Origin of the sequence: Curtobacterium sp. MCLR17_058 (assembly GCF_003234705.2) — a bacterium.
GTDB classification, from domain to species: Bacteria; Actinomycetota; Actinomycetes; order Actinomycetales; family Microbacteriaceae; genus Curtobacterium; species Curtobacterium flaccumfaciens.
This window is the reverse complement of sequence record NZ_CP126262.1, coordinates 1543646-1568959: the sequence shown is the minus strand read 5'-3', so window position 1 is coordinate 1568959 and position 25314 is coordinate 1543646. Positions and strand designations below refer to the sequence as shown.

General features: G+C 70.2%; 21 protein-coding genes. 6 read left to right on the top strand and 15 right to left on the bottom strand.

Annotated elements, in window-relative coordinates; translation table 11 throughout:
* Positions 1 to 15: 15 nt before the first annotated feature.
* From DEJ11_RS07415 to DEJ11_RS07390, 6 genes are all read right to left on the bottom strand, one after another.
* The gene (locus tag DEJ11_RS07415) at positions 16 to 1428 is read right to left on the bottom strand and encodes a cytochrome ubiquinol oxidase subunit I (RefSeq protein WP_071405716.1); all 1413 of its coding nucleotides are present in this window, start codon (positions 1426 to 1428) and stop codon (positions 16 to 18) included.
* Positions 1429 to 1701: 273 nt separating this feature from the next.
* Positions 1702 to 2625: an ABC transporter substrate-binding protein gene (locus DEJ11_RS07410; protein ID WP_110864635.1), complete on the bottom strand. Its 924-nt coding sequence runs from the start codon at positions 2623 to 2625 to the stop codon at positions 1702 to 1704.
* The gene (locus tag DEJ11_RS07405; protein WP_071405717.1) at positions 2622 to 3350 is read right to left on the bottom strand and encodes an ABC transporter permease; all 729 of its coding nucleotides are present in this window, start codon (positions 3348 to 3350) and stop codon (positions 2622 to 2624) included. The genes DEJ11_RS07410 and DEJ11_RS07405 overlap by 4 nt, the downstream gene beginning before the upstream one ends.
* A complete protein-coding gene (locus tag DEJ11_RS07400; RefSeq protein ID WP_027465272.1) occupies positions 3347 to 4063 on the bottom strand; it encodes an ABC transporter permease in 717 nt (238 codons plus the stop codon). Before DEJ11_RS07400 ends, DEJ11_RS07405 begins: the two co-directional genes overlap by 4 nt.
* Positions 4060 to 4986, bottom strand: a complete 927-nt coding sequence (locus DEJ11_RS07395) for an ABC transporter ATP-binding protein (RefSeq protein WP_027465271.1) — start codon at positions 4984 to 4986, stop codon at positions 4060 to 4062. The genes DEJ11_RS07400 and DEJ11_RS07395 overlap by 4 nt, the downstream gene beginning before the upstream one ends.
* Positions 4987 to 5215: 229 nt before the next feature.
* On the bottom strand, positions 5216 to 5863 hold the full coding sequence (locus tag DEJ11_RS07390; RefSeq protein ID WP_111039135.1) for a TetR/AcrR family transcriptional regulator: 648 nt from the start codon (positions 5861 to 5863) through the stop codon (positions 5216 to 5218).
* A gap of 153 nt (positions 5864 to 6016) precedes the next feature.
* Here DEJ11_RS07390 and DEJ11_RS07385 point away from each other — a divergent pair, with 153 nt between their 5' ends.
* Both DEJ11_RS07385 and DEJ11_RS07380 read left to right on the top strand, forming a co-directional pair.
* Positions 6017 to 7081, top strand: coding sequence for an App1 family protein phosphatidate phosphatase (locus DEJ11_RS07385; RefSeq protein WP_110864632.1), 1065 nt, complete (start codon positions 6017 to 6019; stop codon positions 7079 to 7081).
* 78 nt (positions 7082 to 7159) lie between these two features.
* Complete coding sequence (locus tag DEJ11_RS07380; RefSeq protein WP_258375385.1) at positions 7160 to 9106, top strand: glycoside hydrolase family 15 protein; 1947 nt, start codon at positions 7160 to 7162, stop codon at positions 9104 to 9106.
* Between the two features lie 114 nt (positions 9107 to 9220).
* On the opposite strand, the gene DEJ11_RS07375 is transcribed toward DEJ11_RS07380, so the two are convergent.
* From DEJ11_RS07375 to DEJ11_RS07350, 6 genes are all read right to left on the bottom strand, one after another.
* Complete coding sequence (locus DEJ11_RS07375) at positions 9221 to 10594, bottom strand: glucose-6-phosphate dehydrogenase (RefSeq protein WP_071405720.1); 1374 nt, start codon at positions 10592 to 10594, stop codon at positions 9221 to 9223.
* A 158-nt stretch (positions 10595 to 10752) separates the two neighbouring features.
* Positions 10753 to 11169, bottom strand: coding sequence for a cytochrome c oxidase subunit 4 (locus DEJ11_RS07370; protein ID WP_111030352.1), 417 nt, complete (start codon positions 11167 to 11169; stop codon positions 10753 to 10755).
* A 4-nt stretch (positions 11170 to 11173) separates the two neighbouring features.
* Complete coding sequence (ctaD, locus tag DEJ11_RS07365) at positions 11174 to 12910, bottom strand: aa3-type cytochrome oxidase subunit I (RefSeq protein ID WP_027465266.1); 1737 nt, start codon at positions 12908 to 12910, stop codon at positions 11174 to 11176.
* Between the two features lie 11 nt (positions 12911 to 12921).
* The gene (gene ctaC / locus DEJ11_RS07360) at positions 12922 to 13824 is read right to left on the bottom strand and encodes an aa3-type cytochrome oxidase subunit II (protein ID WP_027465265.1); all 903 of its coding nucleotides are present in this window, start codon (positions 13822 to 13824) and stop codon (positions 12922 to 12924) included.
* Positions 13825 to 14116: 292 nt separating this feature from the next.
* The gene (locus DEJ11_RS07355; protein WP_035808216.1) at positions 14117 to 14485 is read right to left on the bottom strand and encodes a HesB/IscA family protein; all 369 of its coding nucleotides are present in this window, start codon (positions 14483 to 14485) and stop codon (positions 14117 to 14119) included.
* A gap of 58 nt (positions 14486 to 14543) precedes the next feature.
* On the bottom strand, positions 14544 to 15995 hold the full coding sequence (locus DEJ11_RS07350) for a dipeptidase (protein WP_111103545.1): 1452 nt from the start codon (positions 15993 to 15995) through the stop codon (positions 14544 to 14546).
* Positions 15996 to 16047: 52 nt separating this feature from the next.
* Here DEJ11_RS07350 and DEJ11_RS07345 point away from each other — a divergent pair, with 52 nt between their 5' ends.
* Positions 16048 to 16623 (top strand): DUF3043 domain-containing protein, encoded by a 576-nt coding sequence (locus DEJ11_RS07345; protein ID WP_111023129.1) that lies wholly within the window; start codon positions 16048 to 16050, stop codon positions 16621 to 16623.
* Positions 16624 to 16863: 240 nt separating this feature from the next.
* Here DEJ11_RS07345 and DEJ11_RS07340 read toward each other — a convergent pair whose 3' ends face one another.
* Genes DEJ11_RS07340 through hisD form a run of 3 tightly spaced genes read right to left on the bottom strand, consistent with a single transcriptional unit; the run spans position 16864 to position 19758 of the window.
* Positions 16864 to 17940, bottom strand: coding sequence for a quinone-dependent dihydroorotate dehydrogenase (locus tag DEJ11_RS07340; RefSeq protein ID WP_084741082.1), 1077 nt, complete (start codon positions 17938 to 17940; stop codon positions 16864 to 16866).
* Positions 17937 to 18437, bottom strand: a complete 501-nt coding sequence (nrdR, locus tag DEJ11_RS07335; RefSeq protein ID WP_111103544.1) for a transcriptional regulator NrdR — start codon at positions 18435 to 18437, stop codon at positions 17937 to 17939. The genes DEJ11_RS07340 and nrdR overlap by 4 nt, the downstream gene beginning before the upstream one ends.
* 13 nt (positions 18438 to 18450) lie before the next feature.
* Positions 18451 to 19758: a histidinol dehydrogenase gene (gene hisD / locus DEJ11_RS07330; RefSeq protein ID WP_111103543.1), complete on the bottom strand. Its 1308-nt coding sequence runs from the start codon at positions 19756 to 19758 to the stop codon at positions 18451 to 18453.
* Between the two features lie 53 nt (positions 19759 to 19811).
* Here hisD and DEJ11_RS07325 point away from each other — a divergent pair, with 53 nt between their 5' ends.
* Genes DEJ11_RS07325 through DEJ11_RS07315 form a run of 3 tightly spaced genes read left to right on the top strand, consistent with a single transcriptional unit; the run spans position 19812 to position 25215 of the window.
* A complete protein-coding gene (locus DEJ11_RS07325) occupies positions 19812 to 21170 on the top strand; it encodes a rhamnosyltransferase WsaF family glycosyltransferase (protein ID WP_111103542.1) in 1359 nt (452 codons plus the stop codon).
* Entirely contained in the window at positions 21167 to 22621 is a 1455-nt protein-coding gene (locus DEJ11_RS07320; protein ID WP_111103541.1) for a glycosyltransferase family 2 protein, read from the top strand. The genes DEJ11_RS07325 and DEJ11_RS07320 overlap by 4 nt, the downstream gene beginning before the upstream one ends.
* Positions 22621 to 25215 (top strand): glycosyltransferase, encoded by a 2595-nt coding sequence (locus DEJ11_RS07315; RefSeq protein WP_111103539.1) that lies wholly within the window; start codon positions 22621 to 22623, stop codon positions 25213 to 25215. The genes DEJ11_RS07320 and DEJ11_RS07315 overlap by 1 nt, the downstream gene beginning before the upstream one ends.
* Positions 25216 to 25314: the final 99 nt, after the last annotated feature.

The window sequence follows — 25314 nt, the reverse complement described above, 5'->3', positions numbered from 1 at the left end:
AGGCAGCGTCCATTTCTAGTAGACCGTCACTTCGTGCTTGACCTCGCCGGTCTCCTCGTCGACCTCGTCCGGGTCGGCGGGCCCCTCTTGCGCGACCTTCTTGATGAGCTTGAACTCGACGACGGCCAGCGAGCCGTAGATCAGGGTGAAGACCAGCAGCGAGATGAGGACCTCGAGTCCGGTCACGTTCGGCGACACACCGTCCTTCGTCTGGAGCAGCCCGAACACGAGCCACGGCTGGCGGCCCATCTCGGTGAAGACCCAGCCGACGATCATCGCGGCCATCGGCAGCGGCACCGTCCAGGTGGCGATGCGCCACACCCAGCGCTGCGTCGGGAACCGGCCCTTGCGGGTCAGCCACAGCCCGACCAGCGAGACCATGACCGCGCCGACACCGAGGGCGATCATCCAGCGGAACGACCAGTAGGTGACCCAGATGATCGGCTTGTAGTCGCCGGGGCCGTACACCTGCGTGTACTGCGCCTGCAGGTCGTTGATGCCCTCGACCGTGCCGTTGAACGTGTGCGTCGACAGGAACGACAGCAGGTACGGCACCCGGATCGAGAACAGCTCGTGCACGCCGTCGGGCGTGCCGAGCGTGAAGATCGAGAACGAGGCGTCCTTGCCGGTCGCGGTGTTGTACAGCGCCTCGGCCGCCGCCATCTTCATCGGCTGCGTGTCGACCATCGTCAGGCCGAGCTGGTCGCCGGTCAGGACGGTCAGCGCGCCGGCAGCGAGCATGGTCCACATGCCGAACTTGAGCGCCGGCAGCATCGTCTCGAGGTTCTGGTTGCGGGCCAGGTGGTAGGCCGCGACCGAGATGATGACCGCCGCGGCGACCATGAAGCAGGCGAAGAGCGTGTGCGGGAACGCGGCCAGGGCGACCTTGTTGCCGAGCACCGCCCAGATGTCGGTGAGCTCCGCACGGCCCTTGGCCTCGTTCATCGCGAAGCCGACCGGGTGCTGCATGAACGCGTTCGCGGCGATGATGAAGTACGCCGACATGATCGTGCCGGCGCTCACGCACCAGATGCTCGCCAGGTGCAACCCCTTGGGCAGGCGGTCCCAGCCGAAGATCCAGATGCCGATGAAGGCCGCTTCGAAGAAGAACGCCAGGATGCCCTCGAGCGCGAGCGGTGCGCCGAAGACGTCACCGACGAAGCGCGAGTAGTTCGACCAGTTCATGCCGAACTGGAACTCCTGCACGATGCCCGTCACGACACCCATCGCGAAGTTGATCAGGAAGATCCGCCCGAAGAACCGCGTCAGCTGCAGGTAGTGCGCGCGGCCGGTCCGGTACCAGGCGGTCTGGAACACGGCCACAACGGCTGCCATGCCGATCGTCAGCGGGACGAAGAGGAAGTGGTAGATGGTCGTCAGACCGAACTGCCACCGCGACAGGAGGAGCGGATCGAGGAGGTCGTTCATGCGGCGATTCCGAGACGGGTGGCCGCGCGCTGTTCGTGCACGTCAGTTGCTTCCTGTGGAACGGATACATCAGGTGTCACAGCCCTTGGGACACCCCAACGCTATCGCGCTGGATCACACTTCGACAAGTTGTAGAACGACTCCGTGCACAAACGTGCACAGCCCTTGCACGGCACAACCGTGCGGCACGGATGTTCGCGCTGCCTGCTCCACGAACGACGACAGGCGCCGGGTGGATACCCGACGCCTGTCGTTTTGTTCGTGAACCTCTGGCTACAGCAGACCCTCGGCCTTGAGCCAGTCCTCGGCGATGGTGGACGCCTTCTCCTTGTCGGCCGTGCTCTTGGTGTTGAGCTCGATCAGGGCCTCGGTCGTGAGCTTCTCGTTGACCGAGTCGATCGCGTCCGCAGCCTTCTCGTTGACCTTCTTCGAGACGACCGGCACGACGTTCTGCGGCAGGATCAGGTTCTCCGGGTCCTTCAGCGTGACGAAGCCGTTCGCCTTGATGCTCGGGTCGGCGGTGTAGATGTCGGCCAGCTGGACGGTGTCGTCCTTGAGCGCCTTGACGGTCAGGGCCCCGCCGCCGTCCTCGATCGCCTTGAAGTCGACGTCGACGCCGTAGACCGACTTGAGCCCCTTCGGGCCGTACGGCCGCGTCTGGTTCTCGGAGTTGGCGCCCACGGTGAGCTTCTCGTCGACGTTCTTCAGGTCGGCCAGGCTCGTGACGTCGTTGTCCTCGGAGAACTTCTTCGTGACGGTGTAGCTGTCCTGGTCGGTCGCGTCGGCTTCGTCGAGGACCCGGAGGCCCTTCGGCAGGGCCGTGTCGAGCCCGTCGTCGATCTGGTCGGCGGTCTTCGCGTCCGAGTCCTTGTCGAAGTACTGCAGCAGGTTGCCGCTGTACTCGGGCATGACGTCGATGGCGCCCTTCTCGAGCTGCGGGATGTAGACCTCACGCTGCCCGATGTTGAAGTTGCGCTTCACGTCGAAGCCGTCCTTCTCGAGGACCTGGGCGTACAGCTCGGCGATGATCTCGTTCGAGTAGTACTGCTGCGAACCGACGACGATGGTCTTCGAGTCGGACGAGTCGCTGGAACCGCTGTCGAGCGGGTCGCTCGACGCGCAGCCGGCGAGGGCGGCGACGACGCCGACCGCCATCGCGGCGGCGACACCGGCGCGGATCTTGGGTGCTGTGATCACGAGGGATTTCCTTCCGGGAGTGGATTGCGGGCTCGCTCACGCGACCCCTGACGCTGTCGGGCCGACGGGTCCGCGGTGCCCTTCGGCACCGCCGCCCGCTGCAGCACGGCGAACACGATCTCGAACGCGATCGCGAGGGCGATCACGAGGATGGAGGCGCCGAGCATCTCGGCGTAGTCCTGGGTCTTCAGGCCGAGGAAGAAGTACCCGCCGAGGCCACCGGCCCCGACGTACGCGGCGAGCGTGGCCGTCGCGACGACCTGCAGCACCGCGGCGCGGATGCCACCGATCAGCAGCGGGAGCCCGAGCGGGATCTCGACCTTCCACAGGATCTGCCAGCCGGTCATGCCCTGGGCCTTCGCGGCGTCGACGACCCCCGGGTCGACGGACTCGATGCCGGAGTACGCACCGGCGAGCACCGACGGGATCGCCAGGATGACGAGGGCGAGCAAGGGGGCCTGCAGCCCGATGCCGAGCAGCAGCCCGAACAGCGAGAGCACGCCGAGCGTCGGGAGCGCCCGCACCCCGCCGGACACCGCGATCGAGAAGCCACGAGCGCGGCGGGTGTGGCCGATCGCGTACCCGACCGGCACAGCGATGACCGCGGCGATGAGCACCGCGAGCAGGGTGATCCAGACGTGCTCCCAGAGGCGCGTGGGGATGCCGTTGTACCCGCCGTAGTTCGTGGGGTCGAACACCCACGCGAAGGCCTGACCGATGATCACGAGGAGACCTCCGCTGCTTGCAGGACTCGGCGAGCCTGTCGGCGTGACACCGAGTTCGTCCGGGTCCACGGCATGACCAGGCGCCCGAGCAGCACGAGGAGGCCGTCGAGGGCGAAGGCGAGCACGAGCACCATCACGATGCCGGAGAGGATCTCCTCGTAGATTCCGCGACCCAGGCCGTCGGTGAACAGCAGGCCGAGACTCGGGATGCCGAGGACCGCGCCGACCGTGGTCAGCGAGATCGTGGAGACCGAGACCACCCGGAGGCCGGCCAGCAGGACCGGACCGGCGAGCGGGAGCTCAACACGGAAGAACCGCTGCGCTGGCGAGTAGCCCATGGCGGTCGACGCGGACTTGGTCTCGGAGTCGACCGAGGTCAGCCCGTCGACCGTGGAACGGACCATCAGCGCGAGGCCGTACAGCGTCAGACCGATGACGACGTTGATCGGGCTCTGCAGGCCGGTGCCGATGATGCTCGGCAGGGCGACGAACAGGGCGAGCGACGGGATTGCGTAGAGCAGACCGGCGAGGGTCACGATGCTGCTGCCCACACCCGATGCGAAGCGCGACCCACCGGGGCGCTGCAGCCGGACCACCAGCCACCCGATCGGGATCGACAGCAGGAACGCGACGATGATCGGCGGGATCGCGATCGCGAGGTGGGACAAGGTGTTGTCCCAGATCGTGTCGAGGTTCGCCAGCACCCACTTCACCGGGTGCCCCCACCCTGCGCCGGGGCACCCGGTGCGTCGTGGGACGCTCCGGCCTCTGCTGCTCGGGAGTCGGACTGCGGAACGGCCTCGGCGGCGTCGACGACCCCGACGGGGCCCGTCAGCACGCCGGCCGCACGGCCTTCGCCGTCGACGACGATCGGACCGGTCGGGGTCTGCTCGACGCGGAGCGCGCGGCGCCCGCGGCCGGCGCCGATGAACGTGGCGACGAAGTCGTCGGCGGGTGCGGCGAGGATCTCGGCCGGCGTCCCCTGCTGGGCGATCTCGCCGCCCTTCTTGAGGATGACGACCTGGTCGCCGAGCTTGAACGCCTCGTCGATGTCGTGCGTCACGAACACGACGGTCTTGCCGAGTTCGCGCTGCAGGCGGATGAGCTCGTCCTGCAGGTCGTTGCGCACCAGCGGGTCCACCGCACCGAACGGCTCGTCCATGAGCAGGATGTTCGGGTCGACGGCCAGCCCGCGGGCCACACCGACGCGCTGCTGCTGGCCGCCGGAGAGCTGTGACGGGTAGCGGTCGGCGAAGGCACGGTCGAGTCCGACGGTGTCCATGAGCTCGAGGGCGCGCTTGCGGGCGTCGGCCTTGGAGACGCCGGTCAGCAGCGGGACGGTCGCGATGTTGTCGACGACCTTGCGGTGCGGCAGCAGCCCGGAGTTCTGCATGACGTAGCCGATGTGGCGACGGAGCTCGACGGGGTTGATCCCGGCGACGTCCGAGCCGTCGATCTCGACGGTTCCGGAAGTGGGGTCGACCATGCGGTTGATCATGCGGAGCAGCGTGGTCTTGCCACAGCCGCTGGATCCGACGAAGACGGTGGTGGTCCGGGACGGGATGACCAGATCGAAGTGCTCGACCGCAGTCGTGCCGTCCGGGTAGGTCTTGCGCACCGAGCGGAACTCGATCATGGGGTGCCCTTCTGTTCGGAGGTAGCCCGACTCCGGATGAGAGTACCCGGGGGTGCCGACATCGGTTCGCTGTGACGATCCGTGACGGACCCGCGACGGTGCACAGGTCGGTGGGGATGCCGACGGGAACCACGGGATCGGCGGGGACGACGACGCCCGCGCCTCGGTGTTCGGAGGCGCGGGCGGGTCGGTTCGGTCTCCGGCGTGTCGCGCCGGTTCGACGGGACGGTCAGGAAGCGGCGATCACCGATTCCAGGTGCGCACGGTTCATCCGGCGGTACTCCTCGATCAGCTCCGTGTCGGGGTGCTCGCGGTCGCGGTGTGCCCGTGCCAGCACCGCGTGACCGGACTCGGCGAGGACGACCCAGGCGCGGGTGATGCGCTCGTCGTCCGGCAGGCCGAAGCGGTCGCGCATGATCTGGCCGACGGCCGCGCCGAGCGCACCCATGCGGTCCTCCGCGTCGCCCGTTCCGGTGTCCGCCGGGTCGCCGAAGCGGATGGCCCGGAAGCCGGGCTCGGTGCGGTACATCTCTGCGGTCATGTCGATGAGCGCGTCGTTGGCGTCCTGCCAGGTCACGGCGCCACTGGCGTCGAGCGCCTCGACGAAGCGGGCGGCGAGCCGCTGGGTGCAGCGGATCGCGAGTGCTTCGACCACGGCGATGCGGTCCGGGAAGTACCGGTAGACGGTGCCGATCGACGCCCCCGCGCGCTCGGCGACCATGGCGGTCGTGAGCCGTTCGAACCCGATCTCGTCGATCACCGCGGCTGCGGCGTCGAGGAGGCCGGCGAGGCGCGCCGAACTGCGGGCTTGGACCGGCTCGTTCCTGAGCAGTGATGATCCCCCCGGCAGAGCGTTCGTTACCTCGGTGACGAGCACGTGTTCTCCTCTTGCGCTCCAGCGCGGTTGGTTGGTGTGACGGGGACAACTTTCGCAGAACGCACCTGGAACGTGGCTGCGACTCACCAGTTGCGACGCACCAGTTCTGTACAGCGCGCGGGTTTCGTCAGCCGCCCGTGGGAGGATGACGCCATGCCCGACCCGACGCCCCACGAGCCGTCGTTGGCCGAGCCGCTCCTGCACCGCGCGGCCCGCATCGAGGACGCCGTCCAGGAGTTCCGCGAGCACCGTGCACGCCGTCGCGGACTCGTCCCGACGGTGGTCCCGTACACCGGCTACGGCGCGCCCGGTTGGGTGCGCATCCTCTGCCGTGTGCTCCTCACCCGCCGGGGTCTCGCCTCGGACGTCTCCTACGCCGGAGTCCGCGGCTGGAAGAGCTTCACAAGCGTCGCCGTCGACCACGCCGAGGTCACCGTCACCGCCGGCGGCGTCTCCCACGTGGTGCAAACCGACCGTGGCGGTGTCGTCGACACCATCGTCCCGATCGACCTCGAGCCCGGCTGGCGCACGGTGCGGCTGTCGGCAGGTGGCGGGCGCGACGTCGAGGCCGACGTGTTCGTCGTGCACCCGGACACCCGCTTCGGGCTGCTGTCCGACATCGACGACACCGTGATGGTGACCTCGCTCCCCCGCCCCATGCTCGCCGCCTGGAACTCGTTCGTCCTGACCGAGCACGCCCGCCGCCCCGTGCCCGGCATGTCCGTGCTCTACGAGCGGATCCTCGCGCAGCACCCCGGTTCCCCGACGGTCTACCTGTCGACCGGAGCGTGGAACGTCGCGCCGACGCTGCAGCGCTTCCTGTCGCGCAACATGTACCCGTCCGGCACGCTCCTGCTCACCGACTGGGGTCCCACCCACGACCGGTTCTTCCGCAGCGGGCAGCTGCACAAGCAGGAGAACCTGCGCCGGCTCGCGAAGGACTTCCCGGACATCCGCTGGCTCCTGGTCGGCGACGACGGACAGCACGACGAGAGCCTCTACGGCGACTTCTCGCGGGAGCACCCGGACAACGTCGCGGGCGTCGCCATCCGGCAGCTGTCCACGAGCGAAGCGGTCCTGGCCGGCGGACGCTCGCGGGCGCAGGAACGCTCCCGTGACTCGTCGGCACCCTGGGTGTACGCACCGGACGGCGCCGGTCTGTGGAGCGAGCTCGCGCGGGTCGGCATCATCGAGTCCGACGCCTCCGACCCGGCCTGAGCGACCCTTCATCACGTTCTCGGCCCGGAGCACCCGTGGCCGACCGCGGCGCTCGGGCACCGGGTGTTCGATCGGTCCATGAGCACCGAGCCGGCCGCACCGCACCAAGCTGCACCACGCCCAGCAGCACCACGCCCAGCCGCACCGCACACACCGCCGAACCGCATCGAGGACCACGCCCTGATCGGCGACACCGGCACCGCTGCCCTGGTCGGCCGCGACGGGACCATCGACTGGGCGTGTTTGCCGCGCTTCGACAGCTCGTCCACCTTCGCCTCGCTGCTCGGCACCGAGGACCACGGCCACTGGACCCTGCGACCCGTCGACGACGAGGCCACGGCCGAGTGGCGGTACCACGGCGACACCCTGGTGCTCTCGACCGTGTGGACCACCCGTGACGGTGTAGTCGAGGTCACCGAGTTCATGCCCGTCGGCGCGCACCGCCCCTCGATCGTCCGCCGGGTGCGCGGGCTCCGCGGCACCGTCGAACTCCGGCAGACGCTCCGGATCCGGTTCGACTACGCGCGGGCCCTGCCGTGGATCCGGCAGATCGGGGACGACGACGAACCGGCGCTGCTCGCGACGGCCGGTCCGGGCTCGGTGATCGTGCGGGGACCGCAGTTCCGCGCCGACGACCACCGGCACACCGCCGTCACGACGATCCACGACGGCGACGTGCTCGACACCGTGCTCACCTGGTACCCGTCGCACCGCGAGCCGCCGGAGCCACTCGACGTCGACGCGGCCCTCGCCCACACGGTGCAGTGGTGGACGGCGTGGACCGCCCCGGCGCAGACCACCGGTCGGTACGCCGACGCCGCACGACGGTCGCTGGTGTTCCTCCGCGCGATGACCCACGGCGACACCGGTGGCATCGTCGCCGCCGCGACCACGGGCCTGCCGGAGGACCCGGGCGGCGAACGCAACTGGGACTACCGCTACGTGTGGCTGCGCGACGCGTCCCTCGCGCTCGCCTCGCTCATCGCCCACGGGTACCGCGACGAGGCCACGCACTGGCGCGGCTGGCTGCTGCGCGCGATCGCTGGTGACCCCGCCGACGTGCAGATCATGTACGGCATCGCCGGCGAACGCGAGCTGCCCGAACGGGAGCTGCCCGAGCTGCCCGGGTACCTCGGCTCGACGCCCGTGCGCGTCGGCAACGGCGCCTCGACCCAGTACCAGGGCGACGTCTTCGGCGAGGTGCTCGCGGCACTGCACGACGCCCGCGAGCTCGGTGTCGAGGAGAACGCCGACTCGTGGGCGCTGCAGCGGGCGCTGCTCGGCTACGTCGAGGAGCACTGGCAGGAGCCGGACAACGGCATCTGGGAGATGCGCGGCCCCCGGCGGAGCTTCACGCACTCGCGGGTGATGATCTGGGCCGCGTTCGACCGCGGGGTCGCCGCGGTCGAGGAGTTCGGCCTCGAGGGCCCCGTCGACCGGTGGCGCACCCTGCGCGACACCGTCCGCGCCGAGATCGAGGAGCACGGCTGGAACGCGGAGCGCGGTTCGTTCCGCCAGCACTACGACACCGACGAGGTCGACGCGAGCCTGCTCGTCCTGCCGCAGGTCGGGTTCTGCCGCGCCGACGACCCCCGGATGACGGGCACCGTGCGCGCCATCGAGGAGGACCTGCGGGTCGGCGACGACGGCCTCGTGCTCCGCTACCGCACGACGGCCGGCTTCGACGGGCTGTCCGGCGCCGAGCACCCGTTCCTGGCGTGCTCGTTCTGGCTGGTGGAGCAGTACGCCGCCTCGGGCCGGGTCGAGGACGCCGAGCGCCTGATGGACGTGCTCGTCGGGTACGCCAACGACGTCGGCATGCTCTCCGAGGAGATCGACGTCGCCACCGGACACCACATCGGGAACACCCCGCAGGTGCTGTCGCACCTGACGCTCGTGTCGGCAGCGGACGCCATCGAGCGCGCCCGTGGCGCGACCGTCGGGCACCGCACGCGGTTGCCCGTCCACGACGGCGGCACCCGGTCGTGGACCGGCGAGGGTGAGCGCGCCGGCTCCCCCGCCTGATGCGTCCCGCGATGCCCTGATGGCGACCCCACGACGGACGGGAGGCCCGGTGCCAGCTGGCACCGGGCCTCCCGTCCGTCAGGGCGTCCGTTCAGGACGTCAGCAGCGCGTCCGTCAGGACGACGACTCCCAGTCCGCCGGGCCGCGCGAACCGGCGCGGTACTCCTCGAGCGGGACCTCGTCGGCCTTCCACGCGGCAACGACCGGCTCCACGATCTCCCAGCAGCGCTCGGCCACGTCACCGCGGATGGAGAGCAGCGGGTCGTCGTGGAAGATGCCGTTCAGGACCTCGCCGTACGGGGTGAGCTCGCCGTCGCTGAACGACGACGACAGGGTGACCTGGCCCATCTCGAACGGGTTGCCACCGCCGTTGGCCGACACGGTCAGCTCGATCTCGTCCGGGTTCAGGACGATGCGGAGCGTGTCCGCCTTCGGGCGACCGCTCAGGCCGGAGGGCAGGCGGGTGACCGGCTTGAAGGTGATCAGCACCTCTTTCCGGCTGTTGCCGAGTGCCTTGCCGGAGCGCAGCGTGAACGGAACGCCCTTCCAGCGGGCCGTGTCGACCTCGACCGAGATCTCGGCGAGCGTCTCGGTGCTCCGCGACTTGTCGACGCCGTCCTCGTCCTGGTACGACGGCAGCTCCTTGCCGTCGATCGTGCCGGCCGTGTAGACGGCGCGACGCGACGCGATCTTCGGGTCGCCGCCCTTGAGCTGGGTCGAACGGAGCACCCGGGCCAGGGACGAGCGGAACTCGACCGCGTCGATGTCCGCCGGGGCGTCCATCGTCACGATGCCGAGGATCTGCAGCAGGTGCGACTGGATCATGTCGACCATCGCGCCGGCCTCGTCGTAGTACTGGGCGCGGTTCTCGAGCCCGAGGGTCTCGTCGTAGAAGACGTCGACCTTCTCGATGTTGTCGGCGTTCCAGATCGGCTCGAACAGGCGGTTCGCGAAGCGCAGACCGATGATGTTCAGGACCGTGGTGCGGCCGAGGAAGTGGTCGGTGCGGTGCACGCGCTCTTCCGGGACCAGCTTCAGCACCGTCTCGTTGAGGGCCTGGGCGCTGGCGACGTCGGTGCCGAAGGGCTTCTCGAAGGCGAGGGTCGTGCCCTCGGGGAGCTCGACGTGCTCGAGAGCCTCGCAGATGTCGGAGGCGATCTGCGGCGGGAGGGCGAAGTACAGGATCGGCTCGGAGTCGGCCGCGGCCAGGAGCGCCTCGAGGTGCTTCGGGTCGGTGGGGTCGCCCTGGATGAACTGCGTCGACTCGATGGTCGCGTCGACCTCCGGCCCCTTGACGTCCTGCGACGCGAAGGACTGCGTGACGATGTCCTTCCACTTCTCGGGGCTGCGCTCGCTGCGGCCCGTGCCGATCAACTGCACGGGGACGGCACGGCCGCTCTGCAGGAACGTGCCGAGGCCCGGCAGGAGCAGGCGGGAGGCGAGGTCGCCCGTCGCGCCGAAGATGATGAGGGTGCGCTTGTCGGTCACCTGAGGTGACTCCTTTCGCTGTGGTGGGAGGTCCGCTCCAGTCAAGTCGCGGGCGGGCCCGTTTGTTCCGGATCGGGACCGGAGATCGTCTCCTGGACGCACTTCGGGCGGCACCGTTCTGGTGCCGCCCGAAGTGTCAGGTGCGCTGCAGCGCCGGGTCAGTGCCCGAAGTTGCCGCGGTAGTACTCGTAGACCCAGCCGACCAGGGTGATCGCCACGAGGACGAGTCCGATCGGGACGATCCACAGGCCGGCGGCCACACCGAGGAAGCACACGGCGACCGCGGCGGCCAGCAGGATCGGCCACCACGACCAGGGGCTGAAGTGCCCGAGCTCGGCGTCGCCGTCCTCGATGTTGGCGTCGGGACGGTCCTCGGGCAGGACACCGCCCTGGGACGCCATCACCTTGCCCAGGTAGAACGCGATGAACGCAGACATCAGGCCGGTCAGACCGATGGCGACGGTGCCCACCCACTCGGGCTCGCCGTAGTAGATCAGCGCCCAGATCGTGTAGGCGGCGTCCGCCAGGATGAAGAACCCGAAGAGGATCCAGAACAGGTTGGTGTTCGCGCGCATGGCGTTACTTCACCTCGCCCTTCGCGGCGTCGTAGGTCGGGGCATCGGGCGCGTCCTTCGCGGGACCCACACCGATCGGCACACCGGCCTCGGGGTGGTTCAGGTCGAAGGCCGGGGACTCCGAACGGATGCGCGGGATCGACGTGAAGTTGTGGCGCGGCGGCGGGCAGGAGGTCGCCCACTCGAGCGAGCGGCCGTAGCCCCACGGGTCGTTCACGGCGACCTTCGGTGCGTTCCGGGCGGTCACGTAGACGTTGAAGATGAACGGCAGGAACGAGATCGCGAGGATCATCGAGCCGATCGTCGACAGCTGGTTCATCCAGGTGAAGCCGTCGTTCGGCAGGTAGGTCGCGTAGCGACGCGGCATGCCGATGACGCCCAGCCAGTGCTGGATGAGGAACGTGGTGTGGAACCCGATGAACAGGAGCCAGAAGTGGATCTTGCCGAGACGCTCGTTGAGCATCTTGCCGGTCCACTTCGGCCACCAGAAGTAGAAGCCGGAGAACATCGCGAACACGACGGTGCCGAAGACCACGTAGTGGAAGTGCGCGACGACGAAGTACGAGTCGGACACGTGGAAGTCGAGCGGCGGCGACGCCAGGATGACACCGGTCAGACCACCGAACGTGAAGGTGATCAGGAAGCCGAGGGCCCAGAGCAGCGGGGTCTCGAACGTGACCGAACCGCGCCACATCGTGCCGACCCAGTTGAAGATCTTCACGCCGGTCGGGACCGCGATGAGCATCGTCATGAGCGAGAACCACGGGAGCAGGACTCCGCCGGTGACGTACATGTGGTGCGCCCACACCGTGACCGAGAGGGCCGCGATGGAGATGGTCGCGTAGACCAGGGTCTTGTACCCGAAGATCGGCTTGCGGCTGAACACCGGGAAGACCTCGGAGACGATGCCGAAGAACGGCAGCGCGATGATGTAGACCTCGGGGTGCCCGAAGAACCAGAACAGGTGCTGCCAGAGCAGAGCCCCGCCGTTGGCCGGGTTGAAGATCTGCGCGTCGAACACGCGGTCGAGCCCGAGGCCGAAGAGCGCCGTCGCGAGGACCGGGAAGGCCATCAGGACGAGGAGCGCCGTCACGAGGGTGTTCCACGTGAAGATCGACATGCGGAACATGGTCAGACCCGGGGCACGCATCGTGATGATCGTGGTGATGAAGTTCACCGCGCCGAGGATCGTCGAGAAGCCGGTCATGCCGAGCCCGAAGACCCAGAGTGTGCCGCCGAGCCCTGGCGTGAACGTCGTGTCACTCAGTGGCGCGTAGGCGAACCACCCGAACGAGGCAGCGCCCTGCGGGGTGAGGAAGCCGCCGACCGCGATGAGCGAGCCGAACAGGTAGAGCCAGAAGGCGAAGCCGTTGAGTCGCGGGAAGGCGACGTCCGGCGCACCGATCTGGAGCGGCATGATCGCGTTCGCGAAGCCCGAGAACAGCGGCGTCGCGAACATCAGCAGCATGATCGTGCCGTGCATCGTGAACAGCTGGTTGTACTGCTCCTTCGTCGCGACCACGTGCAGGCCGGGTTCGAAGAGCTGGGCGCGGATCACGAGGGCCATCACACCTGCGAGCAGGAAGAAGATGAACGACGCGATCAGGTACATGTACCCGATGGTCTTGTGGTCGGTGGAGGTGATCCACCGGACGACGATGTTGCCCTTCCGACCCACCTTCGACGCCTGGAAGTCCGGCGACGAGGTCTGGGTCGGTTGGCCGACGAGTGACGTTGTCATCTGACGAGCCCCTACTTGTTCTCGCTGGACGCCTCGACCGGCGCCTTGTTGTTCGGTTCGTTGGTGTTGGTGTTGTACTCGTCACCGAGCAGACCGACCTTGCCCTGGTCCTTCAGGGTGTCGAGGTAGTCCTGGTACTGCGCCGGCGTGACGACCTTCACCTGGAAGAGCATCAGCGAGTGGTACTCACCGCAGAGCTCCGCGCACTTGCCCTGGTACGTGCCGAGCTTCTCCGGGATGAAGTACTCCCAGTTGGTCTTGCCCGGGAGCATGTCCTTCTTGTAGAGGAAGTCGATGACCCAGAAGGAGTGGTCGACGTCGCGCGAGGAGAGCTCGATCGCGACCTTCTTGCCCTTCGGCAGGTAGAGGGTCGGCAGCTGCGACTCGTCGATCGCCCCGTTGGCGTTCTCTTCTTCCTGGGCCTGGATGCCCTGGTAGTAGACGCTCTCTTCGGGGTTGTCCTTGTTGATGTAGTTGAAGTCCCACGCCCAGCGCTTGCCGTACACGTGCACGGTGGCGTCCGGGTCGGCGAAGGGCTTCTCGATCGCGGCCTGGTCCTTCGCGGTGAAGGCGAAGAAGCCGAGCACGAGGATCAGCGGCACGATCGTGTAGAAGATCTCGAGCGGCATGTTGTACCGCATCTGCACGGGCAGGCCGGTCTGGCCCTTCCGGCGGCGGTAGACGATCGCGGCCCAGATGATCAGGCCCCAGACGATGAGACCGACGGCGAGGAGAACGACCCAGCTGGTGGTCCACAGGCCGACGATGCGGCTCGTGTGGTTGGTGACGTTCTTCGTCTCCTCCGTGCCGGGGAGCCATCCGTTCATCTGCTGCTGCGTGCAGCCAGCCAGTGCGATGACCAGACCGACGGCCACCGGGACGGCCGCCCAACGTATACGGCGATTCGAACGCACTGTTACCTCTCGCAAAAGACGTGAGCTTCGGAGGTCAGCCCGTCGAGTCCGACGGCGAGCCGCACGAAGGCGGCGCATGGCTGGCTCCCAGCTTGATTGGAACACTCCTAGCTTACTCGCAGCTCGGTACCGCTCGCGCACACACGACACGGTTCTGGCCTCGATCCGCACGTCTGCGGGCACGATTTCGCCCGGTCACACCGCGCCCCGGCGGGCCACGTCCGGTCACACGAACGCGAGCGGGGAGCAACCCTTCCGGTCGCTCCCCGCTCGCGTGTCGGATCGCTGGCGATCAGTGGAAGCTGTCACCGCAGGCGCAGCTGCCCTGCGCGTTCGGGTTGTCGATCGTGAAGCCCTGCTTCTGGATCGTGTCCTCGAAGTCGATCGTCGCGCCGTCGAGGTACGGGACGCTCATCTTGTCGACGACGACCTCGACCCCGTCGAACTCGGCGGTGACGTCACCGTCGAGCAGGCGCTCGTCGAAGTAGAGCTGGTAGATCAGGCCCGAGCAGCCGCCGGGCTGGACGGCGAGGCGCAGGCGCAGGTCGTCGCGGCCCTCCTGCTCGAGCAGGCTCGCCACCTTGCCGGCAGCGGCGTCGCTCAGGAGGACGCCGTGCGACTGCGTTTCGGTCGCCGGTGCTTCGGTGATGGTGTCGCTCATCGCGCGTCTCCCTCCGGGCGGTGCTGGTCACCGCGCCTGGCGTCGATTGTAAGCACCCTCAGCTGCGCGTCGCGAGCCTGGCGAGCAGGATCGTCTCCGACGCGATGGCACGGTGCAGGACGCCGAGGTGCTGCGACTCGTTCGGGCTGTGGGCGCGCGTGTCCGGGTCCTCGACGCCGGTGACCAGGATCTGCGCGTCCGGGAACTCCGCGGCGAGGTCGGACACGAACGGGATCGACCCGCCGATGCCCTGCTCGACCGCCTCGGCGCCCCAGCCCTCCCGCATGGCCGTTCGGGCCTCCTGGACGGCCCAGCCGGCGGTGTCGACGAGGAACCCGTCGCCGCTGTCCGGCTCGGTGATCTCCATCCGTGCGCCGAACGGGACGTGCTCGCGCAGGTGCCGCTCGACGGCTGCGGACGCCTGCCTGGCGTCCTGGCCGGGGGCGACGCGGACCGAGACCCGTGCCGAGACCGTGGGCAGCAGGGTGTTCGAGGCGTTCGCGACGCTCGGCACGTCCATGCCGGTCACCGTGATCGACGGCTGGAACCACATGCGGGACAGGACGGCGCCGGTGCCGATCGGGCGGACACCGGGCACGAGCGCGGCGTCGACGGCGAGTTCGTCCTCGGTGCGCTCCGGCACGTCGGCCTCGTACGATGTCAGCCCCTCGACGGCGACCGAGCCGTCGGCGTCGTGCAGCGAGGCGAGCAGCCGCACCATGGGGATCATCGCGTCCGGGGCCGCTCCCCCGAACATGCCGCTGTGGCTGGCGTGCTCGAGCGTGGTGAGGGTGAGCTTGAAGGTGACGTTGCCGCGCAGGGAGACCGTGATCGACGGGACCTCGGTGGACCAGTTGTCGCTGTCCGCCACGACGATGACGTCGGCGGCGAGGTGCTCCTTCTGCTCGCGCAGGAACGTGCGGAACGAGCGGGAGCCGAACTCCTCCTCGCCCTCGACGAAGAGCACGATCCCGAGGTCGAGGTCGTCACCGAACTGGGCGTGCACCGCGCGGAGCGACGCGATGTGCGTCATCACGCCGGCCTTGTCGTCCGAGGCACCGCGGCCGTACAGGCGGTCACCGCGGAGGGTCGGCTCGAACGGCGGCGTCTCCCACAGGGCCTCGTCGCCCTGCGGCTGCACGTCGTGGTGGGCGTAGAGCATCACCGTCGGCTTGCCGTTCCGCGCCGGGCGCACCGCGAGCACCGCGGGCTGGCCGAGCTCGGTCTCCGCGTCGGCCTCGGCGACGTCGGCCGTCGACCCGGACACCGCGGACCGCACGATCCGGACGTCGTCCGCGCCGAAGACCCCGGTCGACCGGGCGAGGTCCGCGACGGCCTCGGCACTCGCGCGCACGTTCGACGCGTCGAAGGCCGACCAGGACACCGACGGCAGGCGCACCAGCGCGGACAGGTCGGCGATCGTCGTGGGCAGTGCGCCCTGCACGTGTTCGCGCAGGGCGTCGAGGAGCGCGGGGTCGGTCGCGGGGCTGTGCTGTTCGCTGTCGGTCATGCCCGGTAATCTAGAGGAGATCCCGCACGCACACCGCCGTTAGGAACGCACCGTGGCGAAGGCAGCCCCCAAGACCAACACGACCGTCAACCCGACCGAGGCCGAGCTCCTCGAGCAGGGCAAGGGCCGCCCCACGCCGTCCCGTCGCGAGCGAGAGGCAGCGAACCGCCGCCCCCTCGTCGGCAACACGCCGGTCGACAAGAAGGCCGCCCGCGCCCGCCTCAACTCGGAGCGCGAGCGTGCCCGGGTCGGCATGGCCAACGGCGAGGAGCGCTACCTGCCGGCGAAGGACCGCGGTGAGCAGCGACGCTTCGTCCGCGACTGGATCGACGCCCGCTGGAACGTCGGCGAGGTCATGATGCCCGTACTCGTGCTGTTCCTGATCGTCGGGTTCGCCGCCGCGCAGACCGTCATCGCCTCCTACTCGCTCCTGCTCGTGTGGGCGTTCGTGGCGCTGTTCATCATCGACTGCGTGGTGCTGTGGCTGTCGCTCCGCCGCAAGCTCACCAACAAGTTCGGCGAGTTCCAGCGCGGCACGTTCCTCTACATCCTCACGCGGGCGTGGCAGCTGCGCTTCCTGCGGCTGCCGAAGCCCCAGGTCCGGCGTGGGCAGTACCCCACGCTCTAGCTCTACGCACACGACGAAGCGCCGCCCGGCCTGCCGGGCGGCGCTTCGTCGTTCCAGCTCCCCAGTTCCCACTCCCCCACTCCCACGCTCCGCATCGGCGATCGAGTGAGCAGAACACGACGGGTCGACTGGCGAGCCACGGCGTGTTCTGCTCACCCGATGGCGCAGGCGCGCTCCCAGGAAGGACTGGAGGCCCGTGGCGGTGTCGCCACGGGCCTCCAGTCCGTCAGGTGGTCGCGTCTACCGCGCGGCGCGACGCAGCCGCCGACGGCGCAGCCGGTTGATGCGCGCGGCCCAGGTCGGTCCCTCGTAGAGGAACGCCGTGTAGCCCTGCACGAGCGTTGCCCCGGCATCGATGCGGTCCTGCACGTCCTGCTCGGTGGTCACACCACCGACGGCGATGACGCAGAAGTCGGCGGGCACCGCGGCGCGGACGCGACGCAGGACCTCGAGCGAGCGAGCGGCGACCGGCGCACCGGAGAGGCCCCCGGCACCCATCGCCTCGACGTCGGACGGATCGGCGGTCAGCCCGTCGCGGGAGATCGTCGTGTTGTTCGCGATCACCCCGGACAGCCCGAGCTCGACCGCGAGGCCCGCTATCGCGTCGATCTGCTCGTCGGTCAGGTCCGGTGCGATCTTGACGAGCACCGGCGTGCGACCGGCGGCGTCACGCACCGCGGACAGCAGCGGTCGGAGCTGGTCGAGTTCCTGCAGTCCGCGCAGACCGGGCGTGTTCGGCGAGCTGACGTTGACCGCCAGGTAGTCCGCGAACGTCGCGAGCCGACGGGTGGACTCGAGGTAGTCGTCGATGGCGTCCTCGACGGAGACGACCCGGCTCTTGCCGATGTTCACGCCGATGACGGGGCGACCGGGGTTGCGGCGGGCGCGCTCGAGACGCCGGGCGGCCGCTGCGGCGCCGTGGTTGTTGAAGCCCATGCGGTTGATCAGGGCGCGGTCGCCGATCAGCCGGAACAGGCGCGGGCGCTCGTTGCCGGGCTGCGGCTTGGCGGTGATGGTGCCGACCTCGACGTGGCCGAAGCCGAGCAGGCCGAGACCGGCGATGCCGCGGGCGTCCTTGTCGAACCCGGCCGCCAGACCGAAGCGCGACGGGAAGTGGATGCCCATCGTGGTGATGCCGTCGGCCGCCGCGGGACGGCAGTACCGCTCGACGACACCGCTCAGGAACGGCACGCGAGGCAGCCCCGCGATGACGGCGAAGGCCAGGTGGTGGGCACGTTCCGGGTCCATGTTCGCGAACACGGAGCGGAACACGACGCGGTAGCCGCCGCGCACGATGCGTTCGGCGATGCCGCTCACGCGCGCGTGCCGGACGATGTGGACGACCCGGCGGCCGTGTCGGACGCCGCGTGGTGGTCGCGGCGGAGCTGGGCGATGGCGTCCTCGAAGTCCTCGAGCGAGTCGAACGCCTGGTAGACGCTCGCGAACCGCAGGTAGGCGACCTCGTCGAGCTCCCGCAGGGGCGCGAGGATCGCGAGGCCGATGTCGTTCGCATCGATCTGGCTGGATCCGGAGGACCGCACGGTCTCCTCGACGCGCTGCGCGAGCACGGCCAGGTCACCGTCGGTGACCGGACGCCCCTGGCAGGCCTTGCGCACGCCGGAGACGATCTTGTCGCGGCTGAACGGCTCGGTGACACCGTTGCGCTTCACGACGTTGAGCGATGCGGTCTCGGTGGTCGAGAACCGTCGACCGCAGTTGGGGCACTGACGACGGCGGCGGATGGAGGTTCCGTCGTCGCTCGTCCGTGAGTCGACGACGCGGGAGTCCGGGTGGCGGCAGAAGGGGCAGAACATGTCGTTCCCCAGGCTATCGGTTCGTGCGCTCCGTCACGGCGGCCCCGTGCGCGGGGAGCTGCTCCTCGGTGGACAGGGCGACGATGTGCGGCGCGACCTCGGCCAGGGCCTCGGGCGTGTACCGGACGATCTGCTGGGGTCGCAGGAACGTCGACGCGGACAGCCCGGACCCGAACCGGGCTTGGCCGCCCGTCGGCAGCACGTGGTTCGACCCGGCCAGGTAGTCCCCCAGGCTCACCGGCGTGCTCGGCCCGACGAACACCGCACCGGCGGCGTCGATGTCGGCCAGCACGGCGTCGTCGTCGACCGTCTGGATCTCGAGGTGCTCCGGCCCGTAGGCGTTGCTCACGGTCGCGGCGTCGGTCAGCGAGTCCACCAGGACGATCGCGGACTGCGGTCCGTCCAGGGCGGTCTGGAGGCGCGCAGCCGTCCCGAGCACCGCCGTGCGTTCCGGGATGGCGGCTTCCACCGCGTCGGCGAACGCCGCGGACGTCGTCACCAGCACGCTGCCGGCCTGCTCGTCGTGCTCGGCCTGGCTGATGAGGTCGGCGGCCACGAACCCGGCGTCGGCGGTGTCGTCCGCGATCACGAGGATCTCGGTCGCCCCGGCCTCGGAGTCGATGCCCACCACCCCGCGCACCAGGCGCTTGGCGGCGGCGACGTAGTTGTTGCCCGGACCGGTGACCAGGTCGACCGGCTCGAGGTCGATCTCGGCGACGCCGTACGCCAGCGCGCCGACGGCTCCGGCGCCGCCCATGGCGTAGACCTCGTCGATGCCGAGCAGCCCCGCCGAGGCGAGGATCGTCGGGTGGACCGCGCCGCCGTGGTCGCGCTGCGGCGGCGACACGAGGGCGATCGAGGGCACGCCCGCGACCTGGGCCGCGACGACGTTCATCACGACGCTGGACGGGTAGACGGCCTTGCCACCGGGCACGTAGAGCCCCACGCGGCGCATCGGCTGCCAGCGCTGGTGGACCTCGGCGCCGTCGGCCAGGGTCGTCACGGACGGGGCGGGGATCTGCGCGGCACTCGCGGCCCGGACCCGGCGGATGGCCTCGTCGAGGGCTGCCCGGACCTCGGGCGTGAGCCCGGCCACGGCTGCGGTGATCTCGGCAGCGGGCACCCGGACGTTCGCGGGAGCCCCGCCGTCGAAGCGCTCGGCCTGGTCGTGCAGGGCAGCGGCCCCACGGTGTCGGACGTCCTCGATCAACTCGCGCGCGGCGTCGACCGCGTGCGACACGTCACCCGCGGCGCGGGGCATGAGTCGGAGGAGTTCGGCACGGGCGGGGAGGCCGCCGCGGAGGTCGATTCGCTGCATCATGAGGGGTCCGATCCTACCGAGCCGAACGCCGACGCCCAGTAACGTGAGGGCTGATGAACTTCGAGAAGGCACGGCGCCTCGTGAGCGACCTCGTCCGGGTGAACGAGCGGTACGCCCGCGACGGCCACTACCGCAACGACGTCCGTGAGCGACTCGGCCGGACGGTGTCCCGGGTCGACGTCGGTGTGGCTCGGCGAGAACGCGATCGTGCGCCGCTGGCCGCGCGCCCGTTCGACGGCCTGGTGGAGACGAGCCTGTCGCTCGCCGGCATCCGCACCGTGGACCGCGATCCCGAGGTGGTGCTCGTGGTCGACGAACTCCGCGAGGGTGCCGCCTTCGCCGGGGTGCAGACCGCCCTGGCCGTCGCCCTCGCGCTCGGCGACCGGCTCGGCCGGCGGGTCCGCGTCGTCATGGTCCGGTGGACGACACCCGGCAACAGTGCCGCCGCAGCCGAGGCGCTCGTCGCCGACCGGTTCCCGGAGTCGCGCGTCGACGGACGTCCCGGCGTCCGCGTGGTCCGGCGCGAGGACGTCCTGGACACCGAGTTCGGCCGCGACGACGTCTGGGTCGCCACGCACTGGAAGACCGCGCACCCGATCGACGTCGCCGTCACCGCCGGGGTCGTCCCCCGACACCGCGTCGTGTACCTGGTGCAGGACTACGAACCCGGCTTCAGCCCGTGGTCGACCGAGTACGCGGTCGCTGCCTCGACCTACCGCGCCGGCTTCCGCATGCTCGTGAACTCCGAGCCGCTGCGCCGGTACCTGGCCGACGTCGAGGGCCTCGACGTCCCCTCCGAGCACACCTTCGCACCGCACCTCGACCTCGAGCTGCTCGAACGCGTGGCCGCTGCCCGCAAGCACGAGGACGTGGTCCGGGTCCTCTTCTACGGCCGTCCGAGCAAGCACCGGAACCTGTTCCGCCTCGGCGTCGCCGCGCTGCGGGTCGCGGTGCAGGAGCTGGCCGACGACGGCATCCGGGTCGAGTTCCACTCGGCCGGTGAACAGCACGGCGACGTCGAGCTGGACGGGGGCCGAGGCGACGTGAAGCTCGTCTCGCACGGCACCATGCCCTGGGACGACTACTTCCAGTTCATCGCATCGACGAACGTGGTGCTGTCGCTCCAGCACAGCCCGCACCCGAGCCACCCGCCGTTCGACGGCGCGGTGTCCGGCGCACGCGTCGTGACGAACGAGTTCCGCGGCACCCGGGCGCACCTGCACCCGAACCTCGAGGCGGTCCCCGCCGACGCCCGTTCCCTCGGCCTGGCCGTCGCCGACGCCGTCCGGCAGGCAGCTGCGGACGGCCCGACCGGGCACGTGCCCCTGGCCGCGGGGGTGCTCGGTGGCCCGCTGGAGACCGCCGTCGACGCCCTCGCACGTGCACTCGAAGCAGAGGAGTCCACCCGATGACCCGCTCCACCCTCGTCGTCGTGCCCGTGTACGGCGACCTCGACTCCCTGCTGCGGTGCGTCGACGGGCTCCTCGAGCACCTCGACACCGAGCGGCACCGCGCCCTGTTCGTCAACGACTGCGGGCCCGATGCGGACACCATCGAGCGGGCGCTGCTCGACTGGATCGGCGACCGCCCCGGGTTCCGGTACGAGCGGAACGACCACAACCTCGGGTTCGTCGGCACGTGCAACCGTGCCGTGGACGAACTCGACCGCGGTGCCGACGAGCCCGACACCGAGGCCGTCCTGCTCCTCAACAGCGACGCCGTGCCGACGGCGGGGTTCCTCGACGCGATGCTCGCGGTCCTCGACGAGGACCGCACCGGCGTCGTCACCGCGCGCAGTGACAACGCGACGATCGCGAGCATCCCCTACCGCCTGACCAACCGGGGTGCGGCCCGCACCGAGGACCGCACCCGACGGGTCTGGGACGAGCTCGCACCGCTGCTCCCGGTGTCCCAGGTCCTGCCCGTCGCGATGGGCTTCTGCTTCCTCACCCGCCGCGAGCTGATCGCCGAGCACGGTCTGTTCGACGAGGCCTTCGCGCCGGGTTACGGCGAGGAGAACGACTACTGCCTCCGGATCGCCGCCCACGGCTGGCTCGCCAAGATCGCCAACCGCGCGCTGGTCCTGCACGCCGGCGGCAAGAGCTTCTCCGGCAACCGCAGCGCCCTGCGCGCCGCACACCAGCGCGTGCTCGAGGGTCGCTACCCGTTCCTGCCGGACGCAGTGGCCGCGTACCAGCGGCACGGCATGACGGCGACCGAGCGGTTCGCCGACGTCCTCGTCCCCTCGGGGCAGCGCCCGCGGCTCGCCGTGGACCTGCGGCACGTCGAGGACGCCGACACGCTCGTCCGCCAGGTCGACGCGGCCTTCGGGGACGGCTTCGACCTGGAGGCCCGGCTCCCCGCCGGTACGTCGGCACCGGCCGCGTGGACCGTCACCACCGGAGACCCCAGCCCGGACGACCTCGTCACGGTCGCCGTGCTCGTGGACCCGGCGCCCGCGGACGTCGTCGCGGCCAACCGGCGGGCGCTCCACCTGGTGGTCGTGCGGGCCGCGCAGAACGCGGTGCCGTGGTCGTCGCGAGCGCACCGGACGGGCGCCGACACCCTCGCGGCCGTCGTGGACCACTTCGCCGTGGTCGTCGCACCGGGCGCGGTCACCGACGCCCGTGCACGCATCGAGGATGCGCTGACGGCCCCGCTCGCGGGCACGGCCGACGCGCTCGAACGTCGGTGGGCGGCGCTGCTCCCCCTCGACCTCACGGCCGCCGACGTCGCCGCGGCCAGCGCAGCGGACGAGGTCGTGCGCCTGCGCCGGGAGCTCACCGACCTGCGCGCGAGCAGGTCCTTCCGCACCGGCCAGGCGATCGCGAAGGTCGCCGCACGACTGCCGGGGCGCCGCTGATGGCCGAGGCGAAGGGCATCGGCCGCGTCGCACGGCGCCTCGCCCGACCCTTCCGGGGCCCGGACCGACCGCTGACCGTAACCGACCGGCTCGACCGCTGGGCCCGGCGGATCGCCGAGTTCGAGGTGCTCGACCGCGCGTACTTCGAGGCACAGACCGGACGGACGTTCGACACCGACGCCGACGCCGACGCCGTCGCGTTCTACGTGCACAACGACGGGCAGCGTGGGCTCTCGCTGCACCCGCTCATCGAGCACGAGTGGATGCGCGAGCACCAGCCCGTCCCCGCGATGTCCTGGTACGACGCCCTGCACCAGGAGGGGCCCGAGCTCTTCCAGACCGGGCCGCTCTTCGACGCAGGCGTGTACGCCGCCTCGGTGCCGGGAGCCGACCGCCCGGCGACCACGCTCGATGCGCTCCGGCACTTCCTGCGGAACGCGACCGACGCGACCACGCTCCCCGTGCCTCCAGGCCGCCGTGGCGACGCTCCCACCTGGGGCGCCGCACGCGACGCAGCCGTCGCCGATGCTCGCGCCTTCGCCGGTGCGCAGCACCGCACCCGGCGACGCTACCGGTCCACGTGGGACGGGCCCGAGGTCGCCGAGGCCCTCGGCCGGTACCCGCGCGGTGTCGCGCGGCGCGACGCGGAGCAACCGCTCGTGTCGATCGTGATGCCGGTGTACCAGCGCGCCGACGTGGTCGGTGCGGCGATCGCTTCGGTGCGAGCGCAGCAGCACACGAACTGGGAACTCCTCGTGGTCGACGACGGGTCCGGCGACAACACCGTCGACGTCGTGCGCGGGCTCGCTGCCGGAGACGGGCGCATCCGGCTCCTCGAGCGGGAGAACGGCGGTGCCGGCGCCGCACGGAACACCGGACTCGCGGCCGTGCGTGGCGACTTCGTCGCGTTCCTCGACGCCGACAACACCTGGCGTCCGGAACACCTGACCGCGGCCCTCGCGGCTCTGCTCGAGACCGACGGGCCCGCCGTGCACACGGGTCTGCGGATGGTCGGCGCGAACAACGCGGACGACCGGACCGCGCCCGTCGAGACGTACCGCGGCGAGGACTGCACGCTCGACGACCTGCTCGCGGGCAACTTCATCGACCTCAACGCGCTCGTGGTCCGCCGTGACGTCGCAGCAGGGGTCGGCCCGTTCGACGAGACGCTCCGACGCTGGATCGACTGGGAGTGGCTGCTCCGCATCGGGCAGCGGTTCGGGGTGCCTGCGTACGTGCCCGTCATCGGCGTCGACTACGACAACGTGCGGGACCAGCGACGGGTCTCCTCCGCCCAGCCCGCGTCGTGGCAGGAGGTCGCGCTCGCCCGCCACCGCATCGACTGGGACGCCCTGGCGTCCGCCGCACCGACGCGCGACACCGGACTCGTCTCGGTCGTCGTCCCGGTGTTCCGCGACTGGACGATGACCCGGCGCGCCGTCGATGCCGTCCTCGGCGCGGCCGACCACGACGGCGACCGCGTCGAGGTCGTCCTGGTCGACAACGGCTCTCCGCGATCGGTCTCCGCGATCCTCGGCGCCTGGTTCCGTGACGAATCCCGGGTCGTCCTGCAGCGCGAGGACCGGAACCGGAACTTCGCCCTGGGCAGCGACCTCGGACTCGCCCGGTCCTCGGGCGGCACCGTCGTCATGCTCAACAACGACACCGAGGTCACCACCGGCTGGCTGCGGCCGCTCGTCGGCGCGCTGGACGACCCGTCGGTCCTCGGCGCGCAGCCCCTGCTCGTGTACCCGGACGGCGTCGTGCAGGCCGCCGGCACGGTCTTCGGCGGGGACAAGGTGCTGCCCTGGCACTTCCTCGGCGACCACCCGCGGCACGACGCCGACCGCGTGTTCGGGTCGGGCTCCGCCGGCGCAGCGCGGTTCTCGGCGATCACCGCAGCCGCCGCGGCGTTCCGTGCCGTCGACCTGATCCGCTGGCACGGGTTCGACCCCGTGTACGCCAACGGACTGGAGGACGTGGACCTGTGCCTCCGCGCGCTGTCGACGTCACCGGCGGGCTGCGCCTTCGTCGTCGTCCCGTCGTCGGTCGTCGTCCACCACGAGAGCCGCACGCCGGGCCGGGACGACGCCCGCGTCGACAACCGCCGCATCTTCGACGAGCGGTGGCGCGGGCGGTACCCCGACGCCGACGCCGACGCCCGGTACGACGCAGCCGGACTGCGCTACCTCGGAGTGGACCCCGGGCTCCCCAAGGGCCACGGCGTGATGGTGCGGTCCTCGCGACCGGTCATCGTCCGGGAGGAGGGGGCTGCAGGCTTCCGTGTCGCCGTCAAGCACGACGGCACGCGCGTCGCGGACGTGTCCGCACTGGTCATCGCACTCGAAGCCGCGGGACACGTGGTGCAGGTCGACATGCCGACGTCCTGGTACCGGGGATCCAGCGGGTTGGACGAGGTGACCGTGCTGGTCGTGGGGGCACCGTCTTCGGGGCCGGGTGGTTCGTCGTTCGTGCCGCAGCCGGGGGCGCGGAACGTCGTGTGGCTGGCTGAGGGGCAGTCCGTCGCGGACGGGGACTTCGCCGTCGTGGTCGGGGCTGTGGCGGAGGCGGGGCAGGTCGTCCGGTCGCTGTGAGCCGAGGCTTCGTCGCGTACCAGGCGGACTCTTTGGCGTCGTTCATCCGGTTCCGAGGCGATCGCACCCCGTTGTTCACCTTCAGCGCGCAGCATGAAC

Bases quoted from the DNA above. Each gene is read 5' to 3' on its own strand.
- DEJ11_RS07380 (WP_258375385.1), top strand. From the start codon at position 7,160: ATGAGCACCGAGCCGGCCGCACCGCACCAAGCTGCACCACGCCCAGCA.
- DEJ11_RS07415 (WP_071405716.1), bottom strand. From the start codon at position 1,428: ATGAACGACCTCCTCGATCCGCTCCTCCTGTCGCGGTGGCAGTTCGGT.
- hisD (WP_111103543.1), bottom strand. From the start codon at position 19,758: ATGATGCAGCGAATCGACCTCCGCGGCGGCCTCCCCGCCCGTGCCGAA.
- DEJ11_RS07385 (WP_110864632.1), top strand. From the start codon at position 6,017: ATGCCCGACCCGACGCCCCACGAGCCGTCGTTGGCCGAGCCGCTCCTG.
- DEJ11_RS07320 (WP_111103541.1), top strand. From the start codon at position 21,167: ATGACCCGCTCCACCCTCGTCGTCGTGCCCGTGTACGGCGACCTCGAC.
- nrdR (WP_111103544.1), bottom strand. From the start codon at position 18,437: ATGTTCTGCCCCTTCTGCCGCCACCCGGACTCCCGCGTCGTCGACTCA.
- ctaD (WP_027465266.1), bottom strand. From the start codon at position 12,910: ATGACAACGTCACTCGTCGGCCAACCGACCCAGACCTCGTCGCCGGAC.
- DEJ11_RS07355 (WP_035808216.1), bottom strand. From the start codon at position 14,485: ATGAGCGACACCATCACCGAAGCACCGGCGACCGAAACGCAGTCGCAC.
- DEJ11_RS07325 (WP_111103542.1), top strand. From the start codon at position 19,812: ATGAACTTCGAGAAGGCACGGCGCCTCGTGAGCGACCTCGTCCGGGTG.
- DEJ11_RS07315 (WP_111103539.1), top strand. From the start codon at position 22,621: ATGGCCGAGGCGAAGGGCATCGGCCGCGTCGCACGGCGCCTCGCCCGA.
- DEJ11_RS07370 (WP_111030352.1), bottom strand. From the start codon at position 11,169: ATGCGCGCGAACACCAACCTGTTCTGGATCCTCTTCGGGTTCTTCATC.
- DEJ11_RS07350 (WP_111103545.1), bottom strand. From the start codon at position 15,995: ATGACCGACAGCGAACAGCACAGCCCCGCGACCGACCCCGCGCTCCTC.
- DEJ11_RS07395 (WP_027465271.1), bottom strand. From the start codon at position 4,986: ATGATCGAGTTCCGCTCGGTGCGCAAGACCTACCCGGACGGCACGACT.